We start from the raw sequence: 17842 nt of genomic DNA, 5'->3' as shown, positions 1-17842 counted from the left end.
CAGCTCGCGGACGGCACGGCGGGCGGGCCGCCGCTTGCCCGCCACGACCTGTCCCGGCTCACCGGCGCCGAGCTGAGCGCCGCGGCCGAGGCGGCGGCGGAGGCCGCCCGCGCCGGACTCGACCTGGCCACCGGGGCGTTGCTGCGCGGCGCGCTGCTGTGGCACGGGGCGGGGGCCCGGCCGCGGCTGTTCCTCACCGCGCACCACCTGGCCGTGGACAGCGTCACCTGGCGGATTCTGCTCGGCGATCTGGAGCGCGCCTACCGGCAGGCCGCCGCCGGGGAGCCGGTGCGGCTGGAGCCCGTCCCCACCCCCTTCACCACCTGGGCCCACCGGCTGGCCGGCCAGGTGAAGGAGGGCCGGATGGACGGCGACCTGGCGTACTGGGAAGGCGTGTGGCGGGGGGCGGCGCGGCCCTGCCGGTGGACCGTCCGGGCACGGCCACCGCCGGGACCACGCGCACCGTGCGGGTACGGCTCGACCGCGAGGCCACCGACGGGCTGCTGCGCCGGGTGCCCGGGGCGTACCGGACGCAGATCAACGACGTGCTCATCAGCGCGCTGGGGCGGGTGCTGGCCGACTGGACGGGCGAGGAGCGGGTGCTGGTGGCCATGGAGGGCCACGGCCGGGAGGAGCTGGACGGGGCCGTCGATCTGTCCCGGACCGTCGGCTGGTTCACCACGCAGTACCCGGTGGCGCTGACCGTGCCCGGCGGCGGCTGGGGCGCGGTGCTGAAGTCGGTGAAGGAGCAGCTGCGGGCGCTGCCCCGCCGGGGGCTGAGCCATGAGGCGCTGGCGTATCTGAGCGCCCCGGACTCCCCCGCGCGGGCGCTCGCCGACGCGCCGCCGCCGGGCATCTGCTTCAACTACCACGGCCAGTGGGACTCGGGCGGGGAGAGCGGTGTGCTCACCCTGACCGGCCAGGCCCTGGGGCGGGATCTGGCGGCGGATGAGCCCTCGGCGCATCTGCTCGATGTGTCGGCCCTGGTGTCGGACGGCGAGCTGGAGCTGACCTGGCTGTTCTCCGACCGGGTGCACGACGGGTCCACGGTGCGGCGGCTCGCGGACGGCATGCTCACGGCGCTGCGGGAGATCGTGGCGCACTGCGACGGACCGGACGCGGGCGGCCGGACCCCGTCCGACTTCCCCCTGGCCCGGCTGGACCAGGCCGCCGTCGACCGGCTGGTGGGCGACGGGCGGGAGACCGAGGACCTGTATCCGCTGACCCCGCTCCAGGAGGGCATGCTCTTCCACCGGCTGGTCGGGGGCGGCGAGGACGTCTACCTCGACCAGGCCACCCTGGTCCTGGACGGGGTGCGCGACCCGGAGGCGTTCGCCCGGGCCTGGCAGGAGACGGTGGACCGCACACCGGTGCTCCGTGGCGGCGTCGTCTGGGAGGACGTCGAGCGGCCGGTGCAGGTCGTGCGCCGCCGGGCCGAGGTGCCCGTGACCCTGCTGGACTGGCGCGGGCTGTCCGGACCGCGGCGCGAGGCCGAGCTGGAGCGGTTCCGGGCCGAGGATCTGGCCCTGGGCATCGACCTCGCCGCACCGCCGCTGATGCGGCTGGCCATCGCCCGGCTGACCGACGCCCGGGTGGCGCTGATCTGGACCTCGCACCATCTGGTCCTGGACGGCTGGAGCCTGGCGCAGGTGTTCACCGAGGTGTGCGAGCGCTACACCGCGGCCGTCCGGGGCGGCCGTCCGGCGCTCACCGCCCGCCGGCCGTTCCGCGACTACCTGCGCTGGCTGGCGGAGCAGGACGGGCAGGAGGCCGAGCGCCACTGGCGGGACCTGCTCGCGGGCTTCACCGCGCCGACACCGCTCCCCCGCGACCGCCGGGCGGTGGAGTCCCACCGGGCCCGGTCCTCCGCGACCGTGGCGGTGTCGCTCAGCGCCGAGGTGTCGCGGCGGCTGCGCGATACCGCCCGCGGCGGCGGGCTGACCGTCAACACGGTGGTGCAGGGCGCCTGGGCGCTGCTGCTGTCCCGGTACAGCGGTGAGCGGGACGTGGTCTTCGGCACCACCGTCTCGGGCCGCCCGGCGGAGCTGGCCGGGGTCGAGTCGATGGTGGGGATGTTCATCAACACCCTGCCGACCCGGGTGCGGGTGGACGCCGACCGGAACACCGGCGACTGGCTGCGGGACCTCCAGAGGGCGCAGTCCGCGTCCCGGCGCCACGAGGCGGTCTCGCTGGCCCAGGTGTCCGGCTGGAGCGAGGTACCGGCCGGGACCCCGCTCTTCGAGTCCATGGTGGCCTTCGAGAACTACCCCTTCGACGACTCCCGGGCGCGCGAGGCGGGCCTGCGGATCGTCGAGGTCCGGTCCATCGACGCGACCAACTTCCCGCTGAGCCTGCGGGCCCACCTCTCCGACCGGCTGGGCTTCGACCTCGGCTACGACCCGGGGCTGTTCGACGCCCGCACCGCCCGGGCGCTCGCCGACCGGCTGTGCCTGCTGCTCACCGCGATCGCGGCCGACCCCGACCGGCCGCTGCGGGCGCTGCCGTGGACCACCGGTGAGGAGCGCCGACGGATCCTGGTGGAGTGGGGCGGCTCCGCCGCCCACCGGCCGCCGGAGCGGACCCTGGTGGACCTGTTCGGGGAACAGGCCCGGCGCACCCCCGGTGCCACCGCCGTCACCTGCGCCGGGACCTCGCTGTCGTACGCCGAACTCGACGCGCGGGCGGGCCGGCTGGCGCACCGGCTGCTGGCCGAGGGCGCCGGGCGGGAGCGGTACGTGGCGCTGGCCCTGCCCCGGTCACCGGAGCTGATCGTGGCGATCGTGGCGGTGCTGAAGACGGGGGCGGCCTATCTGCCCCTCGACCCGGATCTGCCGCCCGGCCGGATCGCGCGGATGCTCGCCGACGCCGAACCGGTCGCGCTGCTGACCACCACCGCCCTGGCGGCGCGGCTCGGCGCGGACGGGGCAGACGGCGCGGACGGGGCGGACGGCGCGGACCCCGGCGTGGCCCGGCTGTGCCTGGACGACCCGGACCTGATCGCCGATCTGGCGCGCGGGCCCGCCACCGTCCCGGCCGGCTGCGGACCGCTGCCGGACAGCCCCGCCTACGCCATCTACACCTCGGGGTCCACCGGGGTGCCGAAGGGGGTGGTGGTCCCGCACTCCAATGTGGTCCGGCTGTTCGAGCGGACCCGCGCCTGGTTCTCGTTCTGCGCGGACGACGTGTGGACGCTGTTCCACAGTTACGCCTTCGACTTCTCCGTCTGGGAGATCTGGGGGCCGCTGCTGCACGGCGGCCGGCTCGTGGTCGTCCCGTACGCGGTCTCCCGCTCCCCGGAGGAGTTCCTGCGGCTGCTGGCGGACGAGCGGGTGACGGTGCTCAGCCAGACGCCGTCCGCCTTCCAGGGTCTGGTCCGCGCCGACGCGGAGCACCCCGGGACCCGGCTCGCCCTGCGCCGGGTGGTGTTCGGCGGCGAGGCGCTCGACGCGCGGCGGCTGGCGGACTGGTACGCGCGGCATCCGGACACCGCGCCGGTGCTGGTCAACATGTACGGGATCACCGAGACCACGGTGCACGTCAGCTACGCCCCCCTCGACCGCGCCGCGTCCGCCGCGGAGCGCGCCCACAGCGCCATCGGCACGGCCATCCCCGATCTGCGGGTGTACGTGCTGGACGAGTGGCTGGAGCCGGTGCCGCCGGGGGCGGCCGGCGAACTGTACGTGGCGGGGGCGGGGCTCGCCCGGGGCTATCTGCGCCGCCCGGGGCTGACCGCGTCCCGGTTCGTGGCCGATCCGTACGGCCCCGCCGGGAGCCGGATGTACCGCACCGGGGACCTGGCCCGGTGGGACGCCGAGGGGCGGCTGGAGTACCTGGGCCGCGCCGACGACCAGGTGAAGATCCGCGGTTTCCGGATCGAGCCCGGGGAGATCGAGGCCGCCCTGACCGCCCATCCGCGGATCGCCGAGGCGGTGGTGGCCGCGCGGGAGGACCAGCCCGGGGTGCGGCGGCTGGTGGCCCATGTGGTGGCCGCCGGTCCGGCCGGGCCGCCGAGCGCCGCCGAGCTGCGCCAGTTCCTCCAGCGGTCGCTGCCGGCACAGATGGTCCCGGCGGCGTTCGTGCCGCTGGCGGCGCTGCCGCTGACCGCCAACGGCAAGCTGGACCGGGCGGCGCTGCCCGCGCCCGGTCCGGACGGCTTCGCGGCGAGCGCCGAGCGGATCGCCCCGCGCACCGAGGCCGAACGGACGGTGGCGCGGGTGTGGGCCGAGATCCTCCAGGTCGAGGACGCCGGGGCGACGGACAACTTCTTCGCCCTGGGCGGCGATTCGATCCTGGCCATCCGGGTGGCGTCCCGGCTGCGGACCGCCTTCGGCACCGAGGTCTCCCCCCGGGCGCTGTTCACCCACGCCACCGTCGCCGGGCTCGCCGCCGCGCTGAGCGCGCCGGAGGACGGCCGGGCGCCGGGCGCCATCCCGGCCGTGCCGCGGGACGGGGACCTGCCGCTGTCGTACGCCCAGCGGCGCCTGTGGTTCCTGGACTCCTTCGACGGCGGCGGTACGGAGTACGTGACGCCGTTCGCGCTGCGGCTGCGCGGCCGGCTGGACACCGCCGCCCTGCGCACCGCCCTGGACGGCCTGGTGGCCCGGCACGAGCCGCTGCGCACCACCTTCGCGGAGGTGGACGGCCACGGGGTGCAGCGGGTGCACGAGCCGTACCCGGTGGCGCTGCCGCTGCACGACCTCACCGCCACGCCCGCGTCCGGGCGCGGGCAGGAGCTGGAGCGGCTGCTGGCGCGGGACGCGGCCACCCCCTTCGACCTGCGCACCGGGCCGCTGCTGCGGGCGTCCCTGATCCGGCTGGACGACGAGGAGCACGTGCTCACCCTGACGATGCACCACATCGTCACGGACGGCTGGTCCACGGCCGTCATCGGCACCGATCTGAGCGAGCTGTACGGCGCCGCGGTCGCCGGGCGGCGGCCCGCGCTCGCCCCGCTGCCGCTGGGTTACGCCGACTACGCGGCCTGGCAGCGCGATCCGCGGGGCGGTGCGGCGCGGGCGGAGGCGCAGCTGGAGCACTGGCGCGCCCTGCTGACGGATCTGGCGCCGCTGGAGCTGCCGACCGACCGGCCGAGGCCGGCCGTGCGGACCAGCCACGGGGCACTGGTGGAGTTCACCCTGCCCGCCGGGCTGGTGAAGCGGCTGCGCGCGGCCGGGCGGCGCGCCGACGCCACCCTCTTCATGACGCTGCTCGCCACCTGCCAGGTGCTGCTCGCCCGCTGGTCGGGGCAGGAGGACATCGCGGTGGGCACCGTGACCTCCGGCCGGGAACGCCCCGAACTGGAGAACCTGGTGGGGATGTTCGTGAACACGCTGGTGCTGCGGACCCGGGTGGACACCGGCCGGCCGTTCCAGGAGCTGCTCGGCCGGGTGCGGGAGACCGTGCTGGACGCCTTCGCCCACCAGGACGTGCCGTTCGAGCGGATCGTGGACGCGCTCCAGCCGGAGCGGGACACCAGCCGCACCCCGCTGTTCCAGGTCATGGTGGCGCTGCACAACCTGGGCGGCGAGGTGCCGGACCTGCCGGGTCTCACCGTGGAGGCCGTCCGGGTGCCCGGCCGGACCGCCGGTTTCGACCTGGGCCTGGACTTCGTGGAGCACCTCGGCGCCCTCACCGGCTTCGTGGAGTACAACACCGATCTGTTCGACGCGGCGACCGTGGAGCGGATGGCCGGTCAGCTGCGGCTGCTGCTGGAGGCGGTGGCCGAGGACCCCGGGCGCCGGGTGGGCGACCTGCCGCTGCTGACCGCCGAGGAGCGGCGGACGGTGCTGGCCACGTGGCACGGCGCCGCGCTGCCGGTGGCGGACACCGCCTTCCCGCGCCTGTTCGAGGAGCAGGCCGCCCGCACCCCGGCCGCCACCGCCCTGGTGGCCTGTGACGCCGCCTACGACTACGCGGGGCTGAACGCCCGTGCCAACCGGCTGGCCCACCACCTGATCGCGCTCGGGGTGGGTCCGGAGAAGGTGGTCGCGGTCAGGCTCCCGCGCACCGCCGATGCCGTGGTGGCCCAGCTCGCGGTCCTCAAGGCGGGCGGAACGCATCTGTACCTCGACCCCGCGCTGCCCGCCGACCGCGAGCGGTTCCTGCTCCAGGACGCGGCGCCGGAGGTCGTCCTCACCGCCGAGACCGTGCGGGACGCGCCCCTGGACGCCCTGCCGGACACCGACCCCACCGATGCGGACCGGCTCTGCCCGCTGCTCCCCGGGCACCGGGCGTACATCATCTACACCTCGGGGTCCACCGGCCGCCCCAAGGGTGTCGCCGTCGAACACCGCCAGCTGGTCAACCTCTGCCTCGACCACCGGACCGGGCTCATCGAACCCCACCGGGCCGGGGCGGGCCGCCCGCTGCGCATCGCGCTGACCGCGGCGTTCTCCTTCGACACCTGCTGGGAGGGCGCGGTCTTCCTGGCCTCGGGCCAGGAGGTGCACCTGGTCGACGACGCGGTACGGCTCGACCCGGCCGCCCTGGTGGCCCAGGTCCGCGCCCGGGGCCTGGACTTCCTCGACGTCACCCCGTCGTATCTGCACGAGCTGGTGGCGGCCGGGCTGCTCGCCGCGGACGGCCACCGGCCCCTGATCGTCATGGCGGGCGGCGAGGCCCTCGGGACGGCGCTGTGGCGGGAGCTGCGCGCGGCGCCCGGCGTGACGGCGTACAACTTCTACGGGCCCACCGAATGCGCCGTGGACGCGGTGTACGGCGACCTCGCCGGCCCCGGCGACCGGCCGCTCCTCGGACGGCCCGGCCGCAATCTGCGGGCGTACGTCCTGGACGGCACGCTGCGGCCGGTGCCGCCCGGCGTCCCCGGGGAACTCCACCTGGGCGGGGCCCAGACCGCCCGTGGCTATCTGCACCGCCCCGGGCTGACCGCGGCACGCTTCGTCGCCGATCCGTACGGCCCGCCGGGCAGCCGGATGTACCGCACCGGCGACCGGGTGCGCTGGACGGCGGACGGGGCGCTGGAGTTCCTCGGCCGCGCCGACGAACAGCTCAAGATCCGCGGTTTCCGGATCGAGCCCGGGGAGGTCGAGGCCGCGCTGCTGGACCATCCGGCGGTCCGCGACGCGGTGGTGGTGGCCCGCGAGGACACCGGCCACCGGCGGCTGGTGGCCTATCTGGTGACCTCCGCCGCCCCGGACCCGGTCGAGCTGCGCGCCCGGCTGGGGCGCACCCTGCCCGACTACATGGTCCCGGCCGCCTTCGTGACGCTGGAGAAGATGCCCCGCACCGACAGCGGCAAGGTGGACCGGCGTGCCCTGCCCGCACCGCCCGACCGGCCCGACCAGGGCTCGCCGTACGTGGCGCCGCGCACCCCCGCCGAGACGCTGCTGGCCCGGGTGTGGGCCGAGGTGCTGGGCGTGCCCCGGGTGGGCGTGGAGGACAACTTCTTCGGCCTCGGCGGGGATTCGATCCTCAGCATCCAGATCGTCTCCCGCGCCCGCGCGGCCGGGCTCGCGCTCACCTCCAAGGACGTCTTCCGCCACCAGACCGTCGCGGAACTCGCGGCGCGCCTCGACGCCCCCCAGGAGCCCTGCACGGCACCGGCCGGGGCCGTGACCGGCCCGGCGCCGCTGACCCCGATCCAGCACTGGTACCTCGACGGACGGCGGCCCGGCGACCGGCACCACTTCACCATGACCCACCGGCTGGAGCTGACCGGCGACCTCGACGAGGCCGCCCTGCGGCAGGCCGTGGACGCCCTGGTGGCGCAGCACGCGGCGCTGCGCACCCGGTTCCTGGTCGTCGACGGCCGGTGGCGGCAGGAGGTCCTGCCCGCCGCCCCCGGCGGCGTCCTGGAGCGGCACGACCTGTCCGGGCTCGACGACGCGGCACGCGAGGCCGCCGTACGGCGGGCCACGGACTCGGCGCGGACCGGGCTGGACATCGCCGAGGGGGCGGTGCTGCGGGTGCTGCTGTTCGCCTTCGGCCCCGGGCGGCCGCCCGAGTTGCTGATCACCGCGCACCACCTGGTGGTGGACGGCGTGTCGTGGCGGATCATCCTCTCCGATCTGGAGACCGCCTACCGCGGCGCCGCCGCCGGTGGCGCGGCCACGCTGCCCCCGGCGAGCAGCGCGTTCACCCAGTGGGCCGTCCGGCTGGCGGACCATGTGCGCTCCGGCGGGTTCGACGGCGATCTGGAGTACTGGCGGGGCGTGGCGCGCTCCGCGCCCGCCGCGCTCCCGGTGGACCGCGAGGGCCCCAACACCCACGGCACGACCGCCACGGTGACCACGGTCCTCGGCCGCGCCGGGACCGAGGCGCTGCTGCGCGAGGTCCCCGGCGTCTACCGCACCCGGATCAACGAGGTGCTGCTCGCCGCGCTCGGCCGGACGCTGGTGCGCTGGACCGGCGGGGACACGGCGCTGATCGGGGTGGAGGGCCACGGCCGCGAGGACCTCTTCGACGACCTGGACCTGTCCCGTACGGTCGGCTGGTTCACCGCCGAGTACCCGCTGGCGCTGGCCGTCGACGCCGGGGCGGGGTGGCGGGACACCCTCCGGTCGGTCAAGGAGCAGCTGCGCGCCGTCCCGCACCACGGGCTCGGCCACGGGGCGCTGCGCCATCCGGCCCACGGGGGTTCCCCGGAGCCGCCGGCCGGTCCGTCGCCGCAGGTCGTGTTCAACTACCACGGCCGGTGGGACGCGGCCGCGGACGGCGGCGGCGCCCCGGGCCTGTACCGCGCCGCCCTCCCCGTGACCGGCCCGGAGGCCCCGCCCGGAGAGACCCGCCCGTATCTGCTGGAGGTCACCGGCGCGGTCCAGGACGGCCGCCTGGAGCTGGGCTGGAGCTATCCGGCCCGGATGTACGACGAGGCGACCGTGCGCCGGCTCGCGGACGGCTGCCTGGCCGCGCTGGAGGAGATCGTCGCGCACTGCGCGGAGCCCGGCGCCGGCGGGCGTACCCCGTCCGACTTCCCGCTCGCCCGGCTCGACCAGCGCCAGGTGGACCTGGGCGCCGGGGACGGCGGCGAGGTGGAGGACGTCTATCCGCTGACCCCGCTGCAGGCCGGCATGCTCTTCCACCATCTGGTGGACACCGGTGGCGCCTACGTCGACCAGATCGCGATCCGGATCGGCGGGATCGCCGACCCGGACGCCTTCGCCGAAGCCTGGCAGCGGGTGGTGGACCGTACGCCGGTGTTGCGCAGCTCGGTCCGCTGGGAGGGGCTCGCCGAGCCGGTCCAGGTCGTCCACCGCCGGGCCGTCCTGCCCGTCGCCCGGCTGGACTGGCGGGAGCCGGCCCCGCCCGCGCGGGAGGAGGCGCTGCGCCGGCTGCTGGCCGAGGACCGCGCCGCCGGGATGGCGCTCACCTCGGCCCCGCTGAGCCGGATCGCGCTGGCCCGGCTGCCCGGGAATGAGGTCATGCTGGTGTGGACCGCGCACCATCTGATGCTCGACGGCTGGAGCACCGGGCAGATCTTCGCCGAGGTGTGCCGGACCTACGGGGCCCTCGTGGCCGGGGACACCCCCCGGCCGCCCGCGCGCCGGCCGTTCCGGGACTTCCTGCGCTGGCTGCGGGAGCAGGACCAGGAGCGGGCGGAGCGGCACTGGCGCCGGGTGCTGGCCGGGTTCGGCAGCCGCACGCCGCTGCCGTACGACCGGCCGCCCCGGGAGGCGCACCGCACCACCTCGACCTCACTGACCCGGCTGGAGCTGCCCGGGGAGGTGTCCGCCCGGCTGCGGGAGACGGCCCGCGGCGCCGGGCTGACGGTCAACACCGTGGTGCAGGGCGCGTGGGCGCTGCTGCTGTCGCGGTACGGCGGTGAGCGCGACGTGGTGTTCGGCACCACCGTCTCGGGCCGTCCGGACGGGCTGCCGGGCGTGGAGACGATGGTCGGCATGTTCATCAACACCGTCCCCACCCGGGCCGTGGTCGACGGCGGCCGCGAGGTCGTGGAGTGGCTGCGGGAGCTGCAGGAGCAGCAGAGCGAGTCGCGCCGCTTCGACTTCGTCGCCCTCCCCCGGATCCAGGCCCTGAGCGCCCTGCCGGCCGGTGAGGCGCTCTTCGACAGCATGGTGGTGTTCGAGAACTACCCCTTCGACGAGGCGTCGGCGGCCGGTGCCGGGATCGTCCTCCGGGAGGTGCGGGCCGAGGACTCCACCAGCTTCCCGCTGTGTCTGCGCGCCTATCTCGGCGACCGGCTGGGCTTCGACATCTCCTACGATCCGGCGCTGTTCGACGCGGCCACGGCGGAGCGGGCGGCGGCCCACCTGCGGACGCTGCTGACCGGGATCGCGGACGGCGCCGGGCGGCGTCTGGACGACCTGCCGCTGCTGACGGCGGCGGAGCGGCGGCAGGCGGTGCGGGAGGGGAACGCCACCGCCCGGCCGCTGCCGGGGGGATCGCTGGCCGCTCTGTTCGCCGAGCGGGTCCGCCGCGACCCGGACGCCGTCGCCGTCACCGACGGCGCCACCTCGCTCAGCTACGCCCGGCTGGAGGACTGGGCGGGCCGGCTGGCGGGTCACCTGGTGCGGGCCGGGGTGCGGCCGGAGGACCGGGTGGCGCTGCTGATGGACCGGTCGGTGGAGCTGGTCGTGGCCCAGCTGGCGGTGGTCATGGCCGGCGGGGTGTACGTACCGGTGGACGCCCGCGCCCCGCGCGACCGGCGGCGGACGCTGCTGGACACCGCGGGCGCCGCCCTCGTGCTGACGCCCCGGGAGGTGGCCGCCGCGCGGGACGGCGGGCCGGTGGCGCCCGCGGCCGAGGTGCACCCGGACCAGCTGGCGTATGTGATGTTCACCTCCGGGTCGACCGGGGCGCCGAAGGCCGTGGGGGTGCGCCACCGCGATGTGGCGGCGCTCGCCCTGGACCGTGCCTTCGCGGGCGGCGGGCACGAGCGGGTGCCGATGCACTCGCCGGTGGCGTTCGACGCCGCCACCTACGAGATGTGGGTGCCGCTGCTGAACGGTGGCCGGGTGGTGGTGGCACCGGACGACCTGGACGCCGCGGCGCTGCGCCGGCTGGTGGCCGGGCACGGGGTGACGGGGCTGTGGCTGACCGCCGGGCTGTTCCGGCTGCTGGCGCAGGACGCGCCGGACTGCTTCGCCGGGCTGCGCGAGGTGTGGACGGGCGGCGATGTGGTGCCCGCGGCCTCGGTGCGCCGGGTGCTCCGGCGCTGCCCCGGGCTGACCGTGGTGGACGGGTACGGGCCGACCGAGACCACGACCTTCGCCACCTCCTTCCCGATGTCCCGCGCCGACGAGGTGCCCGAGGTGGTGCCGATCGGCCGGCCGCTGGACAACACACGGGTGTACGTGCTGGACGCGAGGCTGCGCGCGGTTCCCCCGGGGGTGGCCGGTGAGCTGTTCATCGCCGGTGCCGGGGTGGCGCGCGGCTACCTCGGCCGTCCCGGCCGGACCGCCGCGTCCTTCCTCGCCGATCCGTACGGGCCCGCCGGGGAGCGGATGTACCGCACCGGCGATCTGGCCCGCCGGCGGCCGGACGGCACGGTGGAGTTCCTCGGCCGCGCCGACGACCAGGTCAAGATCCGTGGCTTCCGGATCGAGCCGGGTGAGGTGGAGGGCGTGCTGGCCGGACATCCGGACGTGGCGGACGTCGCGGTGGTGGCCCGGCAGGAGGGGCCCGGCGGGAAACGGCTGGTGGCCTACGCGGTGGCCGGTGAGGGCGCCGGGGTGGACGGTGCGCGGCTGCGCGCGTACGCGGCGGAGCGGCTCCCGGACTACATGGTGCCATCCGCCGTCGTCCCGCTGGCGGCGCTGCCGCTGGGCCCCACCGGAAAGCTGGACCGCGCGGCGCTGCCCGCACCGGACCCGGCGGCTCGCGGACCGCGCGGCACGTCCCGGCGCGCACCGCGCGAGGGGGCCGAGCGGACGGTGGCGGCGATCTGGGCCGAGGTGCTGGAGGTGGAGCGGGTCGGCGCCGAGGACAACTTCTTCGAGCTCGGCGGCGACTCGATCCTCTCCATCCGGCTCGCCTCGCGGCTGCGGGAGGCGTTCGGGGTGGAGCTGTCGCCCCGGCTGGTGTTCACCCGGCCGACCGTCGCCGCCCTGGCCGAGGCGGTCTCCGGCGCGGACGGCCGCGCCGGGGACCGGCCCGCCCCGATCACGCCGGTGCCCCGGGACGCCGAGCTGCCGCTGTCGTATCCCCAGCAACGGCTGTGGTTCCTGGACTCCTTCGCACCGGACAGCGCGGAGTACATCACCCCGCTCGCGCTGCGGATGCGCGGCGCCCTCGATGTGGCGGCGCTGGGCGCGGCGCTGACCGCGCTGGTGGCCCGGCACGAGTCGCTGCGGACCACCTTCGACACGGTGGACGGCCGCGGGGTGCAGATCGTGCACGACCCCTGGGAGGTCCGGCTCGACCCCCACGACCTGTCCCCGCTGCCCGCCCCCGAGCGGGAGGCGGAGCTGGCGGAGCTGCTGGCGTACGAACGGGCCCGCCCGTTCGACCTGCGGCGCGGCCCGCTGCTGCGGACCGGGCTGATCCGGCTGGGCGCCCGGGAGCACGTGCTGAGCCTGACGCTGCACCACATCATCACCGACGGCTGGTCCACCGGTGTGCTCACCGGCGATCTGCGGGAGCTGTACCGGGCGGCGCTCAGCGGTGAGCCCGCGGCGCTGCCACCGCTTCCGGTGCAGTACCCGGACTTCGCCGCCTGGCAGCGCGCCGAGCTGACCGCCCCCCGCGCCGATGAGCAACTCGCCTACTGGAAGCGGCAACTGGCCGGCGTACCGCCGCTGGAGCTGCCCACCGACCGGCCCCGGCCGGCGGTGCGCACGAAGAACGGCGCGACGGTGGAGTTCACCGTCCCGGCCGAGGTGGGCTCGGGTCTGAGGGAGTTCGGGCAGACGCGGGGCACCACCTTGTTCATGACGCTGGTGGCGGCGTCCCAGATCCTGCTGGCCCGGCTGTCCGGCGGGCGGGACATCGCCGTGGGCACCGTCACCTCGGGGCGGGAGCGCTCCGAGGTGGAGGGGCTGATCGGCTTCTTCGTCAACACGCTGGTGCTGCGCTCCACGGTCGATCCGGAGGCCCGGTTCGACGACTTCCTGGCCGAGGTGCGCGGCACCGTCCTGGACGCCTTCGCCCATCAGGCGGTGCCGTTCGAGCGGGTGGTGGACGAGGTGCGGCCGGTCCGGGACACCAGCCGGACGCCGCTGTTCCAGGCGATGGTGGTGCTGCAGAACGCCCCGGGCCGGGCGCTGGAGCTGCCCGGTCTGGAGCTGGCGGACGTGGAGGTGGAGACCCGCACCGCCGGCTTCGACCTCACCTTCGAGTTCGCCGAGGACGAGGGGGGTGTGCTGCGCGGGCTGATCGGCTACAGCACCGACCTGTTCGACGCCCCGACCGTGGAGCGGATGGGCACGGCCCTGCGGACGCTGCTCGCCGGGATCGCCGCGGACCCGCGGCGGCCGGTGGGCGCGCTGCCGCTGACCACCGAGGCCGAGCTGCGGCGCACCCTCGTCGAGTGGAACGACACCGGGCGGGAGGTGGACCGGGCCACGCTGCGCGAGCTGTTCGAACGGCAGGTGGCGCTCTCCCCGGACGCCACGGCCGTACGGTACGGCAAGGGCGATCTCACCTTCGCCGAGCTGGAGGCGGCCGCCAACCGGCTGGCGCACCGGCTGATCGGGCTGGGCGTGGGTCCGGAGCGCCTGGTGGCGCTGGTGCTGCCGCGTTCGGTGGAGATGCTGGTGGCGCAGCTGGCCGTGGCGAAGGCGGGCGGTGCGTTCCTGCCGGTCGACCCCGGCTATCCGAAGGAGCGGGTGGCGTTCATGCTGGCGGACGCCGCGCCCTCGGTGGTCCTCGACGACGCGGTCTCGGTCTGGGTCGAGGACGGCCCCGCCGGGCCGCCGCCCGCCCGTGGCCTGACGCCGGACCATCCGGCGTACGTCATCTACACCTCCGGGTCCACCGGTGTGCCCAAGGCGGTCGTGGTCACCCACGCGGGGCTGGCGGGCTTCTCGGCGGCCGGGGCCGCGCACTACGACGTGCGGGCCGGGGACCGGGTGCTGCAGTTCTCCTCCCCGAGCTTCGACGCCGCCGTCCTGGAGCTGTGCGTCTCGCTGCCCAGCGGCGCGGCGCTGGTGATCGGCGACGAGGGCCCGTTGCTGGGCGAGCGGCTGGCCGAGGTGCTCGGCGGGCAGCGGATCACCCATGCGCTGATCCCCCCGGCGGCGCTGGCCACCGTGCCAGACGCGGCGGAGCTGCCGGATCTGCGCACCCTGATCGTCGGCGGCGACGCCTGCCCCGCCGGGCTGGTGGACCGCTGGGCCCCGGGCCGGCGGATGGTCAACTCCTACGGGCCGACCGAGGCCACGGTGGTCAGCACCTGGTCCGGCCCGCTGACCGGAGGGCCGGGGGCGCCGCCGATCGGCCGGCCGATCCCGGACACCCGGGTCTATGTGCTGGACGAGGCGCTGCGCCCGGTCCCGGTGGGCGTGCCCGGGGAGCTGTACGTGGCGGGCGCGGGTCTGGCGCGGGGCTATCTGGGCCGGCCGGGGCTGACCGCCGCGCGGTTCGTGGCCGATCCGTTCGGCCCCGCGGGCGGCCGGATGTACCGCACCGGCGATGTGGTGCGGTGGACCGGCGACGGTGAGCTGAGGTTCCTGGGCCGGGCCGACGACCAGGTCAAGGTGCGCGGCTTCCGGATCGAACCGGGCGAGGTGGAGAGCGCGCTGCGGCGCGACCCGGACGTGCGGGAGGCGGTGGTCGCGGTGCGGGAGACCGCGGCGGCCCCCGGGCAGCCCGCCGGGGGGAAGCGTCTGGTGGGTTATGTCGTCCCGGCGCCGGGCGCCTCGCCGACCGCCGCCTCGCTGCGCGAGGCCCTGGGGCGGATTCTGCCGCCCCACATGGTGCCGTCGGCGTTCGCCGTCCTGGACGCCCTGCCGCTCACGGCCCACGGCAAGGTCGACCGCCGCGCCCTGCCCGATCCGGACCCGGCACCGGCCGCCTCCGGCGCGGGCCATGTCGCCCCGCGCACTCCGGTGGAGCGCCGGCTCGCGGAGGTCTGGGCGGATGTGCTGGGTCTGGAGCGGGTGGGCGTGGCGGACAACTTCTTCGACCTCGGCGGGGACTCCATCCTCAGCATCCAGGTGGTCTCCCGCGCCCGCCAGGCCGGGCTCCGGATCACCACCAAGGACCTGTTCGGCCATCAGACGGTGGCCGCGCTCGCCACCGTGGCCACCCCCGAACGGGACGAGGGCCGTGCCGAGCCGGTGACCGGGTCGCTTCCGCTCACCCCGGTCCAGCGCTGGTTCTTCGCCACCCACACCGTCAATCCGCACCACTTCAACCAGTCCACCCTGCTGGAGCTGCACCAGGAACCGGACGAGAAGGCGCTGGAGGGGGCGCTGGCCGCGCTGCTGGTCCACCATGACGCGCTGCGCACCCGGTTCACGCAGGAGGGCGGGGTGTGGCGGAGCCACGTTCCGGAGCCCGGGGCGGACACCGCCGTCCTGGACCGCCACGACCTGTCCGGGCTGCCGGCCCGGGAGGCGGACGCGGCCATGGAGAAGGCGGCCGACGCGCTGCACGCGGCCTTCGACCTCGGCCGTGGGCCGCTGCTGAAGGCCGCGCTGTTCCGCTTCGGCGAGGCCCGGCGGCCGTTCCTCTTCCTGACCGCGCACCACCTGGTCATCGACGGGGTGTCCTGGCGGATCCTGCTGGACGATCTGGACCTCGCCTACCAGCAGGGCGTCCGGGGCGAACCGGTGGACCTCGGCCTGCGGACCACCGCCTTCCGCGACTGGGCGAGGCGGGTCGCCGCACACGTCGCGGGCGGGGCGCTGGACCACGAGGCCGACCACTGGTGCGCGGTCCAGGACGCCCGGCCGCTGCCGGTGGACCACCAGGTGGCCACGGTGGGGGCCCGGACCCGTACGGTGCCGGTCACGCTCGACGAGCGGGACACCGAGGCGCTGCTGCGCGCGGCGCCCACCGCCTACCGCACCCGGATCAACGATGTGCTGCTGGCCGCCCTCGCGCTGGCGCTGTCCCGCTGGACGGGCCATGAGCGGGTCTGCGTGGAGCTGGAGGGCCACGGACGCGAGGACATCCTGGACGGTGTCGACCTCTCCCGTACGGTGGGCTGGTTCACCACGATGTACCCGGTCTCCTTCGAGCTGCCGGCCGACTTTGACGGCGGCCCGCCGGACTGGCGCGGTCTGGTCAAGTCGGTCAGGCGGCGGCTGCGCACCGTCCCCGGCAACGGCTTCGGCTTCGGGGCGCTGCGGACCTTCGGCCCGCCCGCGCTGCGCGAGCGGCTGTCCCGCGGCGGCGCCGGACCGCAGGTCGTGTTCAACTACCTGGGCCAGTGGGACGCCCGGTCGGCGCGGTCCCGGGGCGGTCTGGTGCACGCCGAGCACGGGTCGTTCGGCCAGGACCACGATCCGCGCGAGGGCGGTTCCCATCTGCTGGAGGTGGTGGGCGCGGTCCAGGACGGCCGGCTCGGTTTCAGCTGGCGCTACCGCCCCGACGTGCACGAGAGGGCGACCGTGGAGGCGGTGGCCGGGGACTTCGCGGCGGCGCTGCGCGCGATCGCCGGGGACTGCCGGGGCGCGGTATGACCGCGGTCCCGCCGGTGACCGGGCCGGTGCCGCTGTCACGCAACCGGGACTACCGGCTGCTGTGGGGCGGTCAGGCGCTCTCGGAGTTCGGTTTCCACGCGGCGGTGATCGGCTTTCCGCTGCTGGTCCTCGCGCTCACCGGTTCCGGTGCCGCCTCCGGTCTGGTCATGGGCACCGTCGCCGCCGCGCAGATGGTGGTGGGGCTCCCGGCCGGTGTCCTGGTGGACCGCCTGGACCGCAAGGCCGTCATGCTGGGCTGTGAGGCGGCCCAGGCGGTCTCCGCCATCAGCCTGGTGGCCGCCGTGTGGTCCGGCGCGGCCACCGTCTGGCACATGGTGGTGGTGGCGGCGGTGTTCGGGGCGAGTGCGGCGCTCTTCGAACCGGCGGAGAACGCCTCGCTGCCGGCCCTGGTGGCGGACGGCCAGCTGCCCACGGCGGTGGCGATGAACACCGCACGCGCCTCGATGGGCCAGCTGGCGGGCACCGCGACCGGCGGGTTCCTGTTCGCCGCGGGGCGGTTCGTCCCGTTCCTGGTGGACGCCGTGACGCATACGCTCTCCTTCGTGGCGCTGCTCTTCGTCAGGCTGCCCCGGCGGGAGCGGGCGCCCGGCGGGCCGGGCCCGCTGCGCCGGGAGGCGCTGGCCGGGCTGCGCTGGGTGTGGCGGGAGCCCCGGATCCGGGTCACGGTGGTGTGCGCGGTGGTGCTCAACCTGTTCTTCAGCGCCTACTACCTCGTCGTCATCGTGCTGGCCGAGTCCCGGGGGGTGCCCTCCGGGGAGGTCGGTGTGATGGCGGCCATGCTCGGGGTGGGCGGGGTGCTCGGCGCGCTGGTGGCCCCCGTACTGCACCGGCGGCTGGGCCCGTACGGCGCCATCGTCGCGGTGTTCTGGGCCCTGGCCGGGCTCGCCCCGGTCACCGTGCTGCTGGACAGCGGCTATCTCATCGGGGTGCTGTTCGCCCTGATCGCGCTGTTCCCCCCGGCGGCCAACACCGCGATCATGACGGACCAGTTGCTGCGCACCCCGGACGAGCTGCGCGGCAGGCTCACCAGCACCCTGGTGCTGGCCTGCGGGGCCGCGGGCGCGGCCGGTCCCGCGCTGGGCGGTTCGCTCGCCCAGGCCCTGCCGGGCGGCCGGGCGATCCTGCTCTGCTCGGCCGGGATGGCCGCCGCGGCCGTCCTGGCCACCCTCAGTCCGGCTCTGCGCGCCCTGTCCCGGCGCGCGGAGGACGGCCGGCCGGTCCCGGCCGGCTGACCGTCACCGCTGTTCCATCCGACATCGGCGAATCACCGACAG

At 75.9% G+C, this 17842-nt stretch carries 2 protein-coding genes and 1 pseudogene; all 3 read left to right on the top strand.

What is annotated here, in order from left to right; genetic code table 11:
- Window positions 1-48: 48 nt before the first annotated feature.
- Window positions 49-345: pseudogene (locus tag AXW62_RS45880) on the top strand (condensation domain-containing protein); the annotation flags it as partial.
- A gap of 50 nt (window positions 346-395) precedes the next feature.
- Window positions 396-16547 (top strand): non-ribosomal peptide synthetase, encoded by a 16152-nt coding sequence (locus AXW62_RS18470; protein ID WP_060945497.1) that lies wholly within the window; start codon window positions 396-398, stop codon window positions 16545-16547.
- On the top strand, window positions 16544-17800 hold the full coding sequence (locus AXW62_RS18465; RefSeq protein WP_030824806.1) for an MFS transporter: 1257 nt from the start codon (window positions 16544-16546) through the stop codon (window positions 17798-17800). The genes AXW62_RS18470 and AXW62_RS18465 overlap by 4 nt, the downstream gene beginning before the upstream one ends.
- Window positions 17801-17842: the final 42 nt, after the last annotated feature.

Source organism: Streptomyces hygroscopicus subsp. hygroscopicus (assembly GCF_001553455.1).
Lineage (GTDB): Bacteria > Actinomycetota > Actinomycetes > Streptomycetales > Streptomycetaceae > Streptomyces > Streptomyces hygroscopicus.
The sequence above is the reverse complement of the archived record's forward strand: the minus strand, read 5'-3'. Positions and strand labels throughout refer to the sequence as shown.